This is a genomic window from Janthinobacterium darwini (assembly GCF_051380905.1).
Taxonomy (GTDB): Bacteria; Pseudomonadota; Gammaproteobacteria; order Burkholderiales; family Burkholderiaceae_D; genus Janthinobacterium.
In genome coordinates this window covers 20,821-38,117 of sequence record NZ_JBNYXX010000002.1, presented here as the reverse complement: position 1 = coordinate 38,117, position 17,297 = coordinate 20,821, and the positions used below count along the sequence as shown (strand labels likewise).

General features: G+C 64.2%; 17 protein-coding genes. 16 read left to right on the top strand and 1 reads right to left on the bottom strand.

Features of this window, described 5'->3' with window-relative positions; all coding sequences use genetic code 11:
• Nucleotides 1–22: 22 nt before the first annotated feature.
• A complete protein-coding gene (locus tag ACQ4WZ_RS15620) occupies nucleotides 23–1,009 on the bottom strand; it encodes an endonuclease/exonuclease/phosphatase family protein (RefSeq protein WP_133989367.1) in 987 nt (328 codons plus the stop codon).
• A 37-nt stretch (nucleotides 1,010–1,046) separates the two neighbouring features.
• On the opposite strand from ACQ4WZ_RS15620, the gene ybaK reads away from it, so the two are divergent.
• From ybaK to ACQ4WZ_RS15540, 16 genes are all read left to right on the top strand, one after another.
• Entirely contained in the window at nucleotides 1,047–1,538 is a 492-nt protein-coding gene (gene ybaK, locus ACQ4WZ_RS15615; RefSeq protein WP_436573919.1) for a Cys-tRNA(Pro) deacylase, read from the top strand.
• Between the two features lie 97 nt (nucleotides 1,539–1,635).
• Nucleotides 1,636–2,280, top strand: coding sequence for a glycerol-3-phosphate 1-O-acyltransferase PlsY (gene plsY / locus ACQ4WZ_RS15610; protein WP_243857941.1), 645 nt, complete (start codon nucleotides 1,636–1,638; stop codon nucleotides 2,278–2,280).
• A gap of 90 nt (nucleotides 2,281–2,370) precedes the next feature.
• The gene (locus ACQ4WZ_RS15605) at nucleotides 2,371–3,036 is read left to right on the top strand and encodes a DsbA family oxidoreductase (protein WP_101482687.1); all 666 of its coding nucleotides are present in this window, start codon (nucleotides 2,371–2,373) and stop codon (nucleotides 3,034–3,036) included.
• 70 nt (nucleotides 3,037–3,106) lie between these two features.
• A complete protein-coding gene (locus tag ACQ4WZ_RS15600; protein WP_101482686.1) occupies nucleotides 3,107–3,397 on the top strand; it encodes a DUF427 domain-containing protein in 291 nt (96 codons plus the stop codon).
• Between the two features lie 37 nt (nucleotides 3,398–3,434).
• Nucleotides 3,435–4,397 (top strand): DUF2157 domain-containing protein, encoded by a 963-nt coding sequence (locus tag ACQ4WZ_RS15595; RefSeq protein WP_133989373.1) that lies wholly within the window; start codon nucleotides 3,435–3,437, stop codon nucleotides 4,395–4,397.
• Nucleotides 4,394–6,058: a GDYXXLXY domain-containing protein gene (locus ACQ4WZ_RS15590; RefSeq protein ID WP_436573918.1), complete on the top strand. Its 1,665-nt coding sequence runs from the start codon at nucleotides 4,394–4,396 to the stop codon at nucleotides 6,056–6,058. Before ACQ4WZ_RS15595 ends, ACQ4WZ_RS15590 begins: the two co-directional genes overlap by 4 nt.
• A 54-nt stretch (nucleotides 6,059–6,112) precedes the next feature.
• The gene (locus ACQ4WZ_RS15585) at nucleotides 6,113–7,357 is read left to right on the top strand and encodes a metal-dependent hydrolase (protein ID WP_436573917.1); all 1,245 of its coding nucleotides are present in this window, start codon (nucleotides 6,113–6,115) and stop codon (nucleotides 7,355–7,357) included.
• Between the two features lie 108 nt (nucleotides 7,358–7,465).
• The gene (locus ACQ4WZ_RS15580) at nucleotides 7,466–9,217 is read left to right on the top strand and encodes a cation:proton antiporter domain-containing protein (protein ID WP_101482682.1); all 1,752 of its coding nucleotides are present in this window, start codon (nucleotides 7,466–7,468) and stop codon (nucleotides 9,215–9,217) included.
• 92 nt (nucleotides 9,218–9,309) lie between these two features.
• Nucleotides 9,310–10,218 (top strand): ion transporter, encoded by a 909-nt coding sequence (locus ACQ4WZ_RS15575; RefSeq protein WP_101482681.1) that lies wholly within the window; start codon nucleotides 9,310–9,312, stop codon nucleotides 10,216–10,218.
• 49 nt (nucleotides 10,219–10,267) lie between these two features.
• Nucleotides 10,268–11,248 (top strand): 3-oxoacyl-[acyl-carrier-protein] synthase III C-terminal domain-containing protein, encoded by a 981-nt coding sequence (locus ACQ4WZ_RS15570; RefSeq protein WP_101482680.1) that lies wholly within the window; start codon nucleotides 10,268–10,270, stop codon nucleotides 11,246–11,248.
• Nucleotides 11,249–11,258: 10 nt separating this feature from the next.
• Nucleotides 11,259–12,296 (top strand): NAD-dependent epimerase/dehydratase family protein, encoded by a 1,038-nt coding sequence (locus ACQ4WZ_RS15565; RefSeq protein WP_133989381.1) that lies wholly within the window; start codon nucleotides 11,259–11,261, stop codon nucleotides 12,294–12,296.
• Nucleotides 12,289–13,119, top strand: coding sequence for an MBL fold metallo-hydrolase (locus ACQ4WZ_RS15560; protein ID WP_133989383.1), 831 nt, complete (start codon nucleotides 12,289–12,291; stop codon nucleotides 13,117–13,119). The genes ACQ4WZ_RS15565 and ACQ4WZ_RS15560 overlap by 8 nt, the downstream gene beginning before the upstream one ends.
• Nucleotides 13,116–14,411 carry a F390 synthetase-related protein gene (locus ACQ4WZ_RS15555; protein WP_436573916.1) on the top strand — a complete coding sequence of 432 codons (1,296 nt, stop codon included), beginning with the start codon at nucleotides 13,116–13,118 and terminating at the stop codon, nucleotides 14,409–14,411. Before ACQ4WZ_RS15560 ends, ACQ4WZ_RS15555 begins: the two co-directional genes overlap by 4 nt.
• Entirely contained in the window at nucleotides 14,408–15,046 is a 639-nt protein-coding gene (locus ACQ4WZ_RS15550) for a phosphatase PAP2 family protein (RefSeq protein WP_243857942.1), read from the top strand. The genes ACQ4WZ_RS15555 and ACQ4WZ_RS15550 overlap by 4 nt, the downstream gene beginning before the upstream one ends.
• A complete protein-coding gene (locus ACQ4WZ_RS15545; protein WP_133989387.1) occupies nucleotides 15,043–16,158 on the top strand; it encodes a sterol desaturase family protein in 1,116 nt (371 codons plus the stop codon). Before ACQ4WZ_RS15550 ends, ACQ4WZ_RS15545 begins: the two co-directional genes overlap by 4 nt.
• A complete protein-coding gene (locus ACQ4WZ_RS15540; RefSeq protein ID WP_436573915.1) occupies nucleotides 16,155–17,270 on the top strand; it encodes an acyl-CoA desaturase in 1,116 nt (371 codons plus the stop codon). Before ACQ4WZ_RS15545 ends, ACQ4WZ_RS15540 begins: the two co-directional genes overlap by 4 nt.
• The last annotated feature ends 27 nt before the right edge of the window (nucleotides 17,271–17,297 follow it).

Genomic DNA, 17,297 nt, shown 5'->3' with positions numbered 1-17,297 from the left:
CGTTGTTACATTAGTGCCTGCATCAATGAATGTTTCCCAGCAGCTTGACGCGCATCAAGACCTGGCCATGGTCGGACGCGTACGGCAGGCCCAGCAGCAAATGGTCGTTCAGGCAGCTTACTTCCTGCACCACGCCGATGGCGCGCGGCGAGTTGGCGTGGAAATGTTCGGACACGAGAATGTGGTCGATCGTCATATAGGCGCTATCGTGGATATTCGTGTAGCCCACGTGGCGCAAGGCGTCCTGGCGCAGCTGGATGGCGTTGGCGTCGTACAGGCGCGCGCGCATTTCAGGCATGTCACCATGCGATTCGCAGGGTGCACCGGCACCCATGACGATGGCCGTGGTGACGGCATTGGCGATGTCGTTGAAGTCGCCCAGTACGATGCGGGGACGGCCGCTGTGGCCCAGTTCGCTTGCCAGCACGCGCAGGGCCACGGCTTCCGCGCCGCGCCGCTGCAGCGAGCGCAGGTTGGCCAGCGCGTAGGCGGCTGCATCGTTGCTGTCGCCATGGCGGTAGTCGGGCCGGCGCGATTTCAAGTGCACGACCACCACATCGGTGAGTTGCCCTCCAGGCAAGAGCACCTGCACGTGCAGTGGCGCGCGGGCGAAGCGGCAGGCGTTGTCGTCGGTGGCATAGGAGTCGGCGGGCAGGCTGATACCGGCGGGAAAGTTCGCATGGGCCACACCTGCGCCGGCCAGCGGCAGTCGCGACACCAGTGCCACCGTGGGCAGCATGCGTCCTGCCGTATCGACCGCATCGTAGCCGGCCAGCGTGGCGTCGCGGTAGTGGCGCGTGCGCGACAGCACGTCGCGCAGGGCCGCCTGCGAGAAAATTTCCTGGAAACCGATCACGTCGGCGTCGAGCAGGTCGATCTGCCGCGCCGTCCACTCCGCCTTGGCCTCGTATTGCGCCGGGCTCAACGGTTCCAGGTTGTCATACAATTTCGCCCCGGCCGGGGCCAGGTTGCAGACATTGAATGTGGCAAAGCGGATTTCTTGCTGCATAATTAGTACTCCTCACTGAACGATCAGCGTATCACGCATGGCTAAAAAAGAGCATATTTCCGAAACGCAGGCGACGCAGCTGCTGCGCAAGCATCAAGTTTCCTTTGAAGAACACCCGTATCCCTACGAGGAGCACGGCGGCACCAGCGTCTCGGCGCGCGAACTGGGCGTGCCGGAACACGCGGTGATCAAGACCCTGGTGATGCAGGACGAGGCGGCGCGGCCGATGATCGTGCTCATGCATGGCGATTGCAAGGTATCGACCAAGAACCTGGCGCGCGCCATCGGCTGCAAGTCCGTCGAGCCGTGCAAACCCGAGGTGGCGCAGCGCCATTCCGGCTACCTGATCGGCGGCACGTCGCCGTTCGGCACCCGGAAGGCCATGCCCGTGTATGTGGAGCAATCCATCCTGGCGCTCGAGCGTATCTATATCAATGGCGGGCGGCGCGGTTTTCTCGTCGCGCTGGCGCCGCAGGTACTGCTTGATTTGTTGCAAGCCAAGCCGGTGCAGTGCGCGCTGCAGGATTAAGGAAATCGCCCAAAGCCTGTTGCTGGGCATAGAGCATGGTGTATATTCTGCTGCGCCAGCCTCGATGCTGGTGCAATAAACATAATAAAGGGAAGAAATGAATCCAGTAATCACAACCGTGGCAATGACAGTGGCCGCTTACTTGCTCGGCTCGATATCGTTTGCCGTGGTGATGAGCAAGGTCTACGGCATTGCCGATCCGCGCACCTATGGCTCGAAAAATCCGGGCGCCACCAACGTGCTGCGCAGCGGCAACAAGGGCGCCGCCATCATGACCCTGCTGGGCGATGGCGCCAAGGGCTGGCTGGCCGTGTTCCTGGCCGACCATTTTGCCAGCGCGCTGGGCGTGGGTGACACGGCCGTGGCCCTGGTGGCCATCGCCGTCTTCCTCGGCCATTTGTGGCCCGTGTTCTTCCGCTTCGTCGGTGGCAAGGGCGTGGCCACGGCCCTCGGTGTGTTGCTCGGTATCAATCCATGGCTGGGCCTGGCGACTCTGGCGACCTGGCTGATCATCGCCTACGCCTTCCGTTATTCGTCGCTGGCAGCTCTGGTGGCAGCCCTGTTCGCGCCGTTTTACTATGGCTTGCTGTTCGGGGTCGATCCCATCTTGCTGGCCGTGATCGTCATGAGCGTGCTGCTGGCTTACCGCCACAGCCAGAACATCGCGAACTTGCTCTCTGGCAAAGAAAGCAAGATCGGCGGCAAGAAGGATGCGGCCAAGGCGTCCGCCATGAAGAAGTAAGCGCTTGATTTCCCGCGGCCCGCACGCATATGCTGTGCTTGCGGCGCCGCGCGGTGCGGCCGCCACCGACTCGCGCAAAGGCTGCCCACCATGAGTTCCACTCCCGCCACACCCACTCCCATCCGTATCGACTTCGTTTCCGACGTTTCCTGCCCCTGGTGCGTGATCGGCTTGAAGTCGCTGGAGCAAGCCTTGGACAAGCTGCACGATACCGTCCAGGCCGACATCCACTTCCAGCCCTTCGAGTTGAACGCCAACATGCCGGCCGAAGGCGAGGATATCGGCGAACACATCGCACGCAAATACGGCTCCACCCCGGAACAGATGGCGCAGTCGCGCGAAGCGATCCGCGCGCGCGGCGAGCAGCTGGGCTTTACCTTTGCCATGGACAAGCGCGGCCGCATCTATAACACTTTCGATGCGCACCGCTTGCTGCATTGGGCCGCGCTGGAAGGGCGCCAGAAGGCATTCAAAATGGCGCTGTTCGATGCGTACTTCACGCAGGGCCAGAACCCGTCTTCGCACGAGGTGCTGCTGAAAGTGGCGGGCGAGGTGGGCTTGGATACGGTGAAAGCGGCCGAGGTGCTGGCCTCAAGCGCCTACGCGGACGAGGTGCGCGCACAGGAGCAGTTCTACCAGCAGAACGGCATCAACTCGGTGCCCGCCGTCATCATCAACGAGCGCCACCTGATTTCCGGCGGCCAGCCGCCCGAAGTGTTTGAGCAAGCCTTGCGCCAGATCATCGCCGGCGCTTGAGCGGGGCGCCAACGGCGCGCGCCATGGCGGACTTTTTGCGCTACACTCGGCGCAAAGGGAGGATAGTCAAATGCCAACAGCCAGCTGGAATGGCGCCGTCATCGCGCAAGCCACCGATGCGCAGGTGCAAGTCGTTGAAAACAATGTGTATTTTCCTTTGGCGGCGGTGACGCAGGAGTACCTTCGTCCCAGCAGCCACACGACCACCTGCCCATGGAAGGGCACGGCCAGCTATTACGACCTCGTTGTCGATGGCCAGACAAATGCCAACGCGGCCTGGTACTACCCCCAGCCCAAGGACGCCGCCAGGCAAATTGCCGGCTACGTCGCCTTCTGGCGCGGCGTGAGCGTCGAGCGCTGACCTGACGCCCCCTATTTCCTGACAAAGAAAGCAGACGATGGATTTACGCCTCGCCGTGTACCAACTCGCCTCGGACAACGCGCTCGACGCCCAGCAAACCCGGCAATTGCAGGAAGTGGCCGGCTTCCAGCGCGAGCCTGCGCGCCTGGCCTACTGGCTGCCGCGCGGCGTGGCCGTGCTGGGCGCCGCGCTGCTGGGCATGGGCCTGATCTGCTGGGTCGCCGCCAACTGGGAAGACCTGGGCCGCATGGGCCGCTTTGCCCTGCTGCAAGGCGTGTTTGCCGCCACCTGCGCGGGCGCGTTTGCCATGCCCAAGGCGCGCGTGCCCTTGCTGCTGCTGGCCTTGCTGGCCATTGGCGGCCTGTTCGCGTATTTCGGCCAGACGTACCAGACGGGCGCCGATCCGTGGCAGCTGTTCGCCCTGTGGGCCGCGCTGGCCTTGCCCCTGTGCCTGGTGGCGCGCAGCGACGTGCTGTGGACGCCGTGGATGCTGGTGCTGGCCACGGCTGCAGCCCTGTGGATGCAGGCGCACGCGCACCACAGCTGGCGCATCGATTCAAGCGATCTGTCCATTTTCGTCAGCGGCTGGCTGGCCGTGCTGCTTGCCTGTGCTTTTGTCTCGCCCCTGCTGGCGCGCTGGACGGGCGCGGGCAGCTGGGCCTTGCGCCTGGGCCTGGTACTCGCCACGATCCTTATCACGGGCACGGCCGTCAGCGCCCTGTTCGGCAGCCATGTCGAATCGCCGTACTGGGCCGGGCTGGGCTTGCTGGCCGTCGCCGGCGTCTTGCTGGCCACGCGCCGCTACTTTGACGTGTTCGGCCTGAGTGCCGTCGCGCTGGGCGTCAACACCTTGCTGGTGGGCGGCCTGGCGCGCGTGCTGCTTAATGGGGGGAATGGCGATGGTGTCGGCAGGCTGGTGATGCTGGGCTTGTTTGCGGCCGTGCTGCTGGCGCTGACCGTGCAAGGAATACTGTGGCGCACGCGCCAGGAGGCGGCATGAGCAATTTGAACAGTCAGCGGGCCGATGCGCTCGCCACCCTGATCGATGACGCCACGCGCGCTGGTGTGCTGCCGCCCGGCACTAGCCGGCCGGTGCAGGATGCAAGGCCGTGGCCGCTGGTGCTGATGACGGCCTTCGGCGCCTGGCTGGCCGCCATTCCCCTGATGATTGCGCTGGGCGTGGGCCTGGAAAGCGTGGTGCGCCACGGTCCCGGCGCGTATGTCGTGGCCGCCATCGTGCTGGTGGCGTCCGTGCTGCTGATCCGCATGCGCGGCGTGGCCTTGTTTGTCGAACAGCTGGCCGTGCCCTGCCTGCTGGTGGGCGGCGGCTTGCTGGGCTACGCCCTGTTCCGCGACTATGCCACGCAAATTGCCTCGCTATTGATGTGCCTGGCATGCCTGGTGGTGGCGGCATCCCTGCCGCGCGACTGGCTGCGCGTACTGCTGGGACTGGTCGCTTGCGGCTTGCTGGCGCTGGGCATCGTCGATAGTGGGCGCGACTGGATTTTCGAGAACGACCCCACGCAACTGTATCTGGCCTGGATGCTGGCACTGGCATGCTGGCTGGGCGCGCACTGGCTGCAGAAGCAGGCTTTCAACGATGGCCGCGGCGCGCCCATCGCCGCCTTCCTGGAATCGCTGTCGACGGGGTGGGTATTGGCCATCTTGCTGGGCCTGGTCTTCTGGTCCGGCATGACCTTCATGCTGGGCGGTGCCTTGGGCGGCGGTGGCATTGCCGGCGACGTGGCGCGTGAAGTGACGCGGCACCAGGGCGCTGCCTGGTATGCGCAGGCCTTGAACGGGGTCTCGTTCGTGCTGGCCACGGCGGCCGCCGTCTGGACAGGCTGGCGCTGGCCGGCGTTGCGCCAGTTGGCCGCCATTGGTGTGGCGCTGGTGCTGATCGTGCTGGCGTGGTTCATGCCGGCGCTGGGCCCCGTGCTGCTGATCCTCGCGTATTGCCTGACGAGCGGGCGCTCGCGCGTGGCCGTGGCGGCCGGGCTGGCGGCGGCGTGGATACTTGGCAGCTTTTATTACCAGCTGGCCTGGCCACTGGCCAGCAAGGCGGCGCTGCTGGCCATGGCGGGCGCGCTGTTGTGCGCGCTGTCGTGGCTGGCCACGCGCGGCAAGGTATTGCATCTGGTGGAAAGCAAGCAGGCGGCCGCGCTGACCGAAACCCGCGCCGTGCGCCTGGGCGTGCTGGCGGGCTTGCTGCTGGTGCTGTTGGTGGCAAATATCGGCATCTGGCAGAAAGAGCAGCTGATCGCCAAGGGGGAAGCGATCTTCGTGGCGCTGGAACCCGTCGATCCCCGTTCGCTGATGCAGGGCGACTACATGCGGCTCAATTTCGTCAACCTCGGCGTCCTCAGCACCCTGGCCAGCGTGGACAGGGCGCCAGGGCGGCCCCTCGTGGTGGCCATGCGCGATGCACGCGGCGTGGCAGAACTGCTGCGCCCGTACACCAAGGAGGCGCTGGCGCCCGGCGAATTCCTGCTCGAGCTGACGCCCAAGGATGGGAACTGGGTGCTGGTCAGCGATGCCTGGTTCTTCAAGGAAGGCGAGGCGGCGCGCTGGGAAAAGGCCCGCTATGGCGAGTTCCGCGTCCTGCCCGATGGCCGCGCCTTGCTGGTGGGCATGCGCGGCCCGGAACTGGAGAAGCTGTAGCGCAAGTAGTAGTCCAAGAGCGCGTCGGGTCGGCCCATCCTGTAAAATTGCCCGATGGATAATATTACGCATTCGTTCATCGGCCTCGGGGTCGGCGAACTGGTACACCGCAGCCTGCCGCCCGAGCCGCAAGCCCCCGCCCAGCGCACCCGGCGCGCGCTGTTTCTGTTTACGGCCTGGTTTGCCAGCAACGCGCCTGACCTGGACCTGGTCCTGACCAGGCTGTTGCCGCGTCCTTTCGGCTACATGCTGCACCACCGTGGCCACACGCATACCTTGCTGCTGGCCTTGCCGCAGGCGCTGCTGTTGCTGGCGCTGCTATGGCTGCTGTGGCCCGGCGCGCGCCGCCTGCTGAAAAGCAGCGTGCCCGCCCGCGTGGGCCTGGCAGCCTGTCTGCTGCTGGGATTCTGCCTGCACATGGGCATGGATTTCCTTAATTCCTATGGCTTGCACCCGTTTTACCCGTTCGACAGCCGCTGGCTGTATGGCGACATGGTCTTCATTGTCGAGCCCATGTTCTGGGTGCTGCTGGGCGTGCCCGTGATCATGTCCTTGCGCTACGGCATCGTCAAAAGCGTGCTGCTGGCGGCCTTGGCGGCAGCCCTGTGTTTCTTTACCTATAAAACCTATCTGGCACCCGCCTCGCTGGCCGTGCTGCTGGGGCTGGGCGTGATGCTGGCCGTGCTGCAAGGGCGGGCCGGCGAGCGGGGGCGGGGAGCGCTGCTGCTGGCCTTCGCACTGGCCGCCACCTTCATTGGCACGCAGGGCGTGGCCTCGGCCCTCGGCCGTACGCGCATCGAGGCGGCCGTGCAGCGCCTGGACCCCGGCACGCGCGTGTGGGATGTGGCCATGACGGCATTCCCCAGCAATCCCCTGTGCTGGATCTATGTCTCGCTCGACAGCAAAACAGATGTGTACACCTTGCGGCGCGGCACGTTGAGCCTGTTGCCCGAATCGCTGGCGCCCGCCGCGTGCCCGGCCGGGCTGGCCGAAACCGGCAAGCGGGGCCAGCAACTGGCGCCCGGCATCGCCGTGTCGGCCCAGGCGGCGGGCAGCCTGGCGACCTTGCGCGCCTTGCAGGAAGATAATTGCTATGTCGACGCCTGGTTCCGCTTTGCCCGCATGCCCAGCTTGAATGCGGACAAGCTGACGGACGTGCGCTTCAACCCCGGCATGCTGCCCAATTTTACGACCGTGGAGCTGCAGCAGTTCCGGGGTCGGCCTTGTCCCGCCTACGTGCCGGGCTGGGGCCGTCCCCGTGCCGACATGCTGGCGCCACCCGCGCAGGAGTATGAATAGCGTAGATGTTGCCCTGTGGCAAAAAATATCGTGTGTGCACTTACTTCGCCGTGGCCGTGCATGCGACAATTGTTAATTCAGCATGGATGTCATTAAGTTAGGACTATTTTGGAAGAGCAACACGCCTTACCGTATTTGCGAGAAACCCTGCTGTTTCTCGCCTTGGCCGGGATTTTTATTCCGCTATTGCAACGCCTGAAGGTCAACCAGGTGCTCGGCTTCCTGGCCGTCGGCGCCCTGTTCGGCCCGTTCGGCTTCGGTCTGTGGGCCGGTGAATTCACGTGGCTGACGTATTTTTCGTTCGTGCGTGCCGAGCAGGTCAGCGGCCTGGCTGAGCTGGGCGTGATGTTTTTGATGTTCATGATCGGCCTGGAACTGTCGACCGAACGCCTGTGGGCGCTGCGGCGCTGGGTGTTTGGCGCGGGCGTGGGGCAGGTGGCTGTCAGCGCTTGCCTGATCGGCGTCGTCGCGTATTACTTCGGCCTGTCGCTGGAAGCGTCCATCGTGCTGGGCCTGGTGCTGTCGCTGTCCTCCACGGCCGTCGTGATGCAGTTGCTGACCGACCAGCGCTCCCTGCAGACCCCAAGCGGCCAGGCGGGCTTTTCCATCCTGATGTTCCAGGATTTGATGGTGGTGCCGCTGTTCATCCTGATCGACGTGTTTGCCAGCGGGCGCAGCGACGACCTGGCGTATCTGCTCAGCTTTGCAGCCGTGAAATCGGCGGGCGCCATCCTGCTGATCTATCTGCTGGGGCGCCGCGTGATCCGTCCGCTGTTCCAGTTTTTCGTCAAAAAACGCCAGCCTGACGTGTTCATGGCCCTGACCTTGCTCAGCACCCTGGGTATCGCGGGATTGACGTATCTGGCAGGCCTGTCGATGGCGCTGGGCGCCTTGCTGGCGGGCTTGCTGCTGGCGGAAACGGAATTTCGCCACGAAGTGGAAGTGACGATCGAGCCTTTTAAAGGTTTGCTGATGGGCCTATTCTTCATGTCGGTGGGCATGCAGATCGACGTGCGCGAGATCCTCAAGTCGCCGATCTTGATTCCGCTGGCCGTGCTGAGCCTGTTTGCGGTGAAAACCCTGGTCATCAGCGTGATTTTCCGCATCGGCGGTTTTCACTGGGGGCGCGCCGTGGAAACGGGCGTGCTGCTGGGGCAGGGCGGCGAATTTGCCTTCATCGTCGTCGCGTATGCGCTGGGCACGAAGTTGATCGGCCCGCAGGTGGCGCAGTTCGTCATGCTGGTGGTGGGCCTGAGCCTGTTTGCTACGCCGGCGCTGGCCAAGGCGGCGCGCGCTTTCGGCAACTGGTGGGAAAAGCGCCATCACCATCAACTGGCCGACCTTGCGCACGGCGCGCTGCCGCCGCAGGGCAGCACCGTCATCATCGCCGGTTTCGGCCGGGTGGGGCAGTTGCTGGCCAAGGTGCTGACGGAGCAGGATATCGCCTATGTGGCGATAGAAAATGATGCGCGCCTGGTGACGACCCTGCATCCGCGCGGTTTCCCCGTGTATTTCGGCGACGCGTCGCGCGCGGAATTGTTGCAAAAAGTCAATGCCGACCGGGCTGCCGCCGTGGTACTGACCATGGACCATGCAGCGTCCGTCCTGCATGCCGTGAAATCGATCCGCCGCGAATATCCACAGCTGCCCGTGTATGCGCGTGCGCGCGACGAGGCGCATGCGGTGGCCCTGATGCAGGCGGGCGCCACCCTGGTCGTGCCCGAAGCACTGGAATCGGCGCTGCAGCTGACGGCCACCGTGCTGCACACGGTAGGCCTCTCGGAAGCGCGCACGACGGACATCGTGCAAGCGGAGCGCGACCGGCGTAATGCCGTGCTGCTGGCGAAGAAGCTGTCGTAGTGCTGTCGTAGTGAAACCTGTAGCGCAAACGTGCGTGTCGCCGTGCTTTGTCAATTATCTATACAATAATAGTATATGAGCACACTACCCACATGAAAGCCGCGACGAAGAGCGGGGCGGCACCCTTGACGCCGCAGCAGATTGCGGCGCAGGAAACGCAGCAAAAATTTGGCAAGCCCGAACGGGGCTGGCGCGAGCAGGTGTACACCGTCATTTTCGAGGCGGAAACGCGCACGGGCCGCGCCTTCGACCTGCTGCTGATCGCCGCTATCCTGATCAGCGTGACGGTGGTCGTGCTCAGCAGTGTCGCCTCCGTGGCGGAGCGCTATGGCACCTGGCTGACGGCGCTGGAATGGTTTTTCACCATTTTATTTACCATCGAATACCTTGCCCGCCTGTCGTGCCTGCGGCATCCGGTGCGCTACGCCAAGAGTTTTTTTGGCATTATCGACTTGCTGGCCATCGTGCCGACTTACATCGGCTTGCTGCTGCCAGGTGCGCACGTGCTGATCGACGTGCGTATTTTGCGCCTGCTGCGGATGTTCCGTATCCTCAAGCTCACGTCCTATGTGCATGAATACACGGTGCTGGGGCGGGCCTTGCTGGCCAGCCGCCGCAAGATCCTCATTTTCTTGTCTTTTGTCATGATGGTGGTCTTTCTGTTGGGTACTGTGATGTATGTCGTGGAAGGGCCGGATAACGGTTACAGCAGTATTCCCACCTCGATATACTGGGCCATCAGCACCATGACCACGGTGGGTTTCGGCGATATCACGCCGCGCACCGACATCGGGCGCACCATCGCTTCTCTGATGATGCTGCTCGGCTGGGGCATCCTGGCAGTGCCTACCGGCATTATCAGTGCCGAAATGACGGTACAGCGCAGTTCCAAGCTGGTGACCACGCGTACCTGCCCCACGTGCCTGAAAGAAGGGCTCGATGATGATGCCAATTTCTGCAAGAACTGCGGTGTTGATTTGCCGCCGCTGGCACGCGATTAGCTCATAGACCATACATAGACCGTATTTACTTTATTTTGTTAAGGCCAACATGATTCCAGTTCGCCTGATCGCGACGGGCAAAGCCGTGCCGTCGCATAGCGTTACTTCCGCAAGCCTGGACCTGAAATTGGGCCATCCGGCCGGCTACACCTTGCGCAAGAGCGGCGTGCTGTCGCGCTTTGTCGCTGCGCCCGATGAATCGCAAAGCCAGTTGGGCGCTGGCGCCCTGCTCGACGCGCTGAAGAACGCCAGCCTGCGTCCGTCCGACATCGATCTGCTGATCTGCGCCTGCGGCGTGCCTGAGCAGGCTTTGCCGAACACGGCCTGTTTCGTTGCAGAACACGCGGGATTGCCGCCAGGCACGCAAAGTTTCGATGTCAACGCCAGCTGCCTCAGTTTCATGGCCGCTTTCCGCGTGGCCGCGTCCATGCTGGCCGGTGGCGCCTACCGGCGCATCGCCATCGTCTCGTCCGACCTCGCCTCGCGCGGGGTCGACTGGAGCGAGCCGGAAGCGTCGATGATCTTTGGCGACGGCGCCGCCGCCGTCATCGTCGAGCGGGGTGACGGCAGTGCCGGCATCCGCGCCTACAAGATGGGCACGTATCCGGAAGGGCGGCGCTACTGCGAAATCCGCGGCGGCGGCACCGAGCGCAACCCGCGCAACGGCTGCGCACCGGGCGATTACCTGTTCCGCATGGATGGCAAGGCCGTGTTCCGCCTGGCCGTCAAGGTGATGCCGGATTTCCTGGCGGAACTCATGCAGGAAGCGGGCGCCGGCCTGGAGAAAGTCGATGTGGTCGTGCCGCACCAGGCCAGCCCGCTGGGGCTCGCGCATGCGGCGCGCATCCTCGACGTTCCCGATGCTAAAATCATCAAGATCTTCGAAACGCATGGCAACCAGGTGGCCGCGTCCTTGCCCACCGCCCTGCACGAGGCGGTGATGACGGGGCGGGCCGTCGCAGGCCAGCGTTTGCTGATGATGGGCACGGCCGCAGGCCTGACCATCGGCGGCATGATTCTTGATCTGTGAAGGCGGTGCGATGAGGCGGATACTGGTCACGGGAGCAACGGGCGGCTTGGGACGCAATGCCGTGCGTACATTGCTGGCGCAGGGCGTGGAAGTGCGCGCCACGGGCCGCAACGCCGCTGTCGGCCGTGAACTCGAACGCATGGGCGCGCAATTCGTCGCGCTTGATCTGGCGCAAGCATCGCCGCGCCAGGTCGATGAACTGGTGCGCGGCATGGACACCGTCTGGCACTGCGCCGCGCTGTCCTCGCCATGGGGCCCGGAGCGCGACTTCATCGCCGCCAACGTCACGGCCACGGGCCAGTTGCTGCGCGCGGCCGCCAGCCTGCACGTGGCGCGCTTCGTGCACATCTCCACCCCGGCCATGTATTTCGATTACCGCAACCGCTACGAGGTAGCGGAAACCTTCCGCCCAGAAGCTTACGTCAACGCCTATGCGCGCTCCAAGGCGATGGCGGAAAAGCTGGTGCAGGAGTCGGTCGACCGCCATCGTGGCATGACTTGCGTGATCCTGCGCCCGCGCGCCATCTTCGGCCCGCACGACCAGGTGCTGATCCCGCGCCTGGCACGCGTGCTGCAGGAGCGCGGCGGCAAGCTGCCGCTGCCCAGGGGCGGCGCGGTCACCATCGATGTCACCTATGTCGACAATGTCGTGCACGCGATGTGGCTGGCCACCGTGCACAAGACCATCGCTTCGGGCGCCGCCTTCAACATCACGAATGGCGAACCGGCGCGCCTGTGCGACATTTTGCGCAGCCTGTTCTGCGAGCATCTGCAGCAGCCGTTCGAGATCGTCAACGTGCCGTACCGCGTGCTGGCGCTGGCTGCGCGCCTGATGCAGTTCGCTTCGCGTTTCACGCGGCGCGAGCCTTCCCTCACGCCCTACAGCATCGGCGCGCTCAGTTTCGACATGACGCTCGATAACGCCAAGGCGCGCAAGGTGCTCGGCTACCGTCCCATCGTCAGCCTGCAGGAAGGCATCGCCCTGACGGCGCAGTGGATGCGCCAGGAAGCGGCGGCGCACAAGGTGGGCAAGGAACGCAATGGCTAGCATTACCGCGTTTCGCGTCGGCCACTGCACCCACCCATCGTGCATGGTCTTGAAAGGCAGCGGGCTGGCCAGCCTCTGCTTCCCCTCGCGCGCCTACCTGATCGAAACGCGCGCGGGCCTGTACCTGTGGGATACCGGTTACGCCGAACACTTCCGCGCCGCCACGGCGAAGGGCGTGTACCGCATGTATGCGTGGGTGACGCCGATCTCGTTTGACGCGCAGGAGTCCTTGCAGGGCCAGTTGCGCGCGCATGGCGTGTCCCCCGGCGACATCCACACCTTGCTGCTGTCGCACTTCCACGCCGACCATATCGCCGGCCTGCGCGACTTTCCCGGCGCGCGTCTGATGGCGTCAAAACCGGGCTGGGACGCCGTGCGCGGCCTGTCCGGCGTGGCCGCCGTGCGCCAGGCCTTCGTGCCCGAGCTGCTGCCGTCCGACATTGCCGACCGCCTGGCTTTTGTCGAAAGCGTGCCGGAGACGCCCTTGCCGGCCGCCTTGCTGCCGTTTACGCACGGGCGCGATGTCAGCGGCACAGGCGAGATTTACATCGTCGACCTGCCCGGCCACGCCATCGGCCATATCGGTGCCTTCGTGCTGCAGGATGGCGGCTGGACCTTGCTGGCCTCGGACGCGGCCTGGGTGCCGGAGAGTTTTCAGCAGCTGCGCGGGCCGTCCGAACTGTCGTTCATCATCCAGCACAAGCGCGCCCCGTATTACGCGACCCTGAACCGCTTGCACCAGCTGCACCAGTCGGGCAATGCGCAGATACGCATCACGCATGAAGATACGCTCGACTATTTGCCTGTGGCGGGCCGCCCGTGAAGCGTATTTTCTGGCTGTTGCTGTCGTACTGGCGCACGCGCCGCTTGCGCTTCGCAAGCCGCACGCAGCTGGAAAGTTACCAGGAGGAGCAACTGGCGCGTTTCATGGACACGCTGTGCGCGCGCAGCAGCTACTTTGCGCCGTACCGCAAGCTGCCCCTGGCGCAGTGGCCAAGCATGAACAAGGCGCTGATGCTCGAACACTTTGATGCCATGAACACGGAAGGCGTCACTTTAGCGCAGGCGATGGCTTCTGCCATGGCCGCCGAGCATAGCCGCGACTTCACGCCTGCCGTGGGCGATATCACCGTAGGCCTGTCGTCGGGCACCTCCTCGCGGCGCGCCGTGTTTACCGTCAGCCCCCGCGAAAAAGCCCAATGGGCGGGCGTGATGCTGGCCAAGGCGCTGCCAGACGGGCTGTTTTCCGGCGAACGGGTGGCCCTGTTCCTGCGCGCGAACAGCAATTTGTACACGGCCGTGCGTTCGCCGTGGCTCACCTTTGCCTTCTATGACCTGTTCGAACCGTTCGACAGCCTGTGCGCGCAGCTTGCGCAATATCAACCTTCCGTCATCGTCGCACCGGCCCAGGTGCTGCGCCAGCTGGCCTTGCGCGTCATCGACGGCAGCCTGGTGCTGGGACCGAAAAAAGTCATTTCGGTTGCCGAAGTGCTCGAAGCACAGGACCGCGCCCTGATCGTGCAGGCGTTTAGCGCCGTGCATGAAATCTACCAGGCCACCGAGGGTTTTCTTGCCAGTAGCTGCGAGCACGGCGTGCTGCATCTGAACGAGGAATATGTGCACGTCGAGCCGCAATGGCTGGATGAGGAACAAAGCCGCTTCGTGCCCGTGATTACGGACTTTACGCGCATCACGCAGCCCATCGTGCGCTACCGCCTGGATGACATCCTGCTCGCGCGCGCCACGCCATGCCCGTGCGGCCGCGCCACGCGCGCTATCGCCGGCATCGAAGGGCGCTGCGACGACATGCTGCTGCTGCCTTCCGCGTGCGGCGGCGAACCCGTCGCCGTGTTTGCCGATGTATTGACGCGGGCCTTCGCGCAAGCCTTGCCGCCGGACGCCGATTACCGTCTGGTGCAGTCGGATGTAGCGGCCTTGCAGCTGCACGCGGCCCTGGACGATGCCGGCCTGGCCGCCCTGCGCGCGCACCTGGCAACGGTGCTGCGCGGCCTGGGCGTGGCCGTCGACGGCCTGGCCTGGACGATGAGCGCCGAATTGCCTTCCTTTGACCCCACCATGAAACGGCGCCGCATCCGGCGCCTTGCGACAGCATGAATCCTTCTCCCATGACTGCACGCGGCCGCCTGCTGCATTTGCTGGCCGGCTGGGGCAGTGTCGGCCTTGTGTATTTTTCCAGCGACTTGCTGCAAGGGCAGGGCGTGCTGCTGCCCGAAACGGCCATCGACCGCGCCATTCCCTATACGGATGCCGCCATCTGGCTGTACCTGTCTTTCTTTATCCTGATCCCCTACGCCTACCTGGTGGCCGATGCAGCGCGTGTGCGCTGGCTGGCGCGCGCAATGGCGCTTTCTGCCCTGAGCTGCGGCGTGGTCTTCCTGCTGTATCCGACCACCCTCGCATATCCGCCCGTGGGTGAAGGCAGTGCCTGGAGCACGCAGGCGCTGCGCTTGCTGCAAGCGGCCGATTCCGCGCAAAACTGCCTGCCGTCGCTGCATGGCGCCCTGACCCTGCTGTGCGTGTGGGCCTTGTGCGACAGGCGTCACCTGGTGCGCACCGCGCTGGCCGTGATGCTGGGCCTGGCGATCTGCTACGCCATCATCGCGCTGCGCCGGCACGTGAGCATCGACCTGGCCGCCGGTCTGGCCGTGGGCATCGCTGGCGGCATGTTGGCGAAAATGCAGGTATCCTTGACTGCCCGCCGCGCCATTTCCATAAAATCCGCATCATGATGAATCCCTTTGCCCTCTCTTTCCTTGTCATGCTGGCCTTCGTGCTGGCCGAACTGCTGATCCTGAAATGGGTGCGCAAGACGCCGGTGCCGTGGAAAGACGTCATTTTCAATCTCAATTCCGGCCACATCCTGATGTGGGTATTCCGTGGCGTGGAAGTGGCGGCCTTCGCCATGCTGCTGCGCCATGTGAACCTGCATATCGTCGACCAGTGGCCCGTGGCCGCGCAATGGGTGTTCGCCTTTTTTGCCTGGGACCTGTGCTTTTACTGGATGCACAGGCTGCACCATAAAATCCCTTTGCTGTGGGCCGTGCACGTGGTGCACCACCAGGGCGAGCATTTCAACTTGTCGCTGGGCGTGCGTAATTCCTGGTATTCATCGCTGACGAATTTCCCCTTCATCGCCATTCTGGCCGTGCTTGGCGTGCCGCTGGAAATCTTCCTCGTGGTCTCGTCCTTGCATTACACGGTGCAGTTCTATAACCATAATGCGCTGGTGAACAAGTCTGGCATCCTCGACAAATTTATGGTTACGCCTTCGCACCACCGCGTACACCACGGCACCGATAAACGCTACATCAACCGTAATTTCGGCGGTACCCTGCTGTTGTGGGACAGGCTGTTCGGCAGCTTCCAGCCCGAACTCGCGGGGGTGGAAATGCGCTATGGCGTGAAGGGCATGACGCCCACGCACAACCCCCTGTTGGCCAGCAACGGAAAGCTGTTCAAATGGCTGCGCGCGCGCTTTCCCCACTGGCAGTCGCGCGGCAACTTCCACGTGCCCGAGCTGTTCATCGGCATTGGTGGCGTGATCCTGTTTGGCCTGGTGATCTATTACGTCAACCATGAAGCGGCGCTGGCCGGCACTCAGCAGGCGATCCTGTTTGCGCTGATCTTCACCGGCACCCTGGCCCTGGGTGGCCTGTCAGATGCGCGCCGCTGGGGCGCCATCGCCTGGGTGGCCATCGCCCTGGCCATGCCGGCCCTGTATCTGGGCTGGTATGGCGCCCGCGATGCTTGGGGCACGGCATTCCTGGCAGCGTTGCTGGCGCATGGACTCGACGGCGCGCGCCGCCTGTGGTGGCCGGCAGCGGCGGGGACGCGCGCGTGACGCCTGTGCCCCCCTTGCCCCCGTTGCGCTTCCAGCCCGCACGCGATTCCGCCTTCCGCCGCGAACTGCGCGCGCGCGCCGACGCCTACCTGGCGGCCGAAGGAAAGCACCGTTTTGGCGATGTGCGCATGCACGCAAAAGCCGTCTTCCTGGCCGTGCTGACGGTATTGTTGTATGTGCTGGCGCTGCGCGCTGACAGCACCTTGGGCTTCGTCGGCAGCTATGTGGCTTGCCTGGTCACGGCCATGGCGCTGGCCATGAATACCCTGCACGATGCTGCCCATAGCGCCGTCTTCCGCCAGGGACGCCTGAATCGCATCCTGATCCGGCTGGTGAGCTTGCCCGTGGGCGTGGATACGGATTTCTGGACTATCCGCCACGTGCATTTCCACCACACCTATGCCAACGTGGAAGGCTATGACCTCGACACGGAACCGAATCCATTCCTGCGCCAGACGCCGTACCAAAGCTGGTCGCCCCAATATCGCTATCAATACCTGTACTGGCCAGTGGTGGCTGCCCTGTCGCTGCCTTATTTGAACTGGTATGGCGACTGGCTGGACCGATTCGGCAAGACACCCGTGGCCGCGCACAGCCGCTTGCAGGGCTGGCGCGGCTGGCTGTCGTTCCTGGGCTGGAAGCTGGGCCATGTGGCGTTGGTGCTGGCGCTGCCCATGTGGCTGCTGCAGCAGCACGGCATAGCCTGGGACGTCGTGCTGGGCGCGTATTTCGTGGGCCAGATGATCGCCTCATGCGCTCTGGTGGCGCTGATCCTCGGTACGCACTGGGCCGAAGTGGAGTTTTTTCAGCCGGGCGCAGACGGCATCCTGCCGCACGACTGGTACCAGCACACGTTTTACACGGCCTGCGACTGGACGCCGCAACCGCGCAGCCTGCGCTGGCTCGGCTACTGGCTCGGCGGCTTGAATTTGCACCTCACGCATCATTTGTTCCCCACCTGGAATCACCGCCACTACCCGGCGCTGGCGCGCATCCTGGCCGAACTGGCGCCGCGCCACGGCCTCGTCTACCGCGAACTCGGTTATGGCCAGCTGCACGCCTCGCAGCAAGCCTTCCTGCGCGCCATGGGCCAGCCGCCCGCAAAGTCTTGACGAATCGTGCTTGACTCTGTTTCCGTT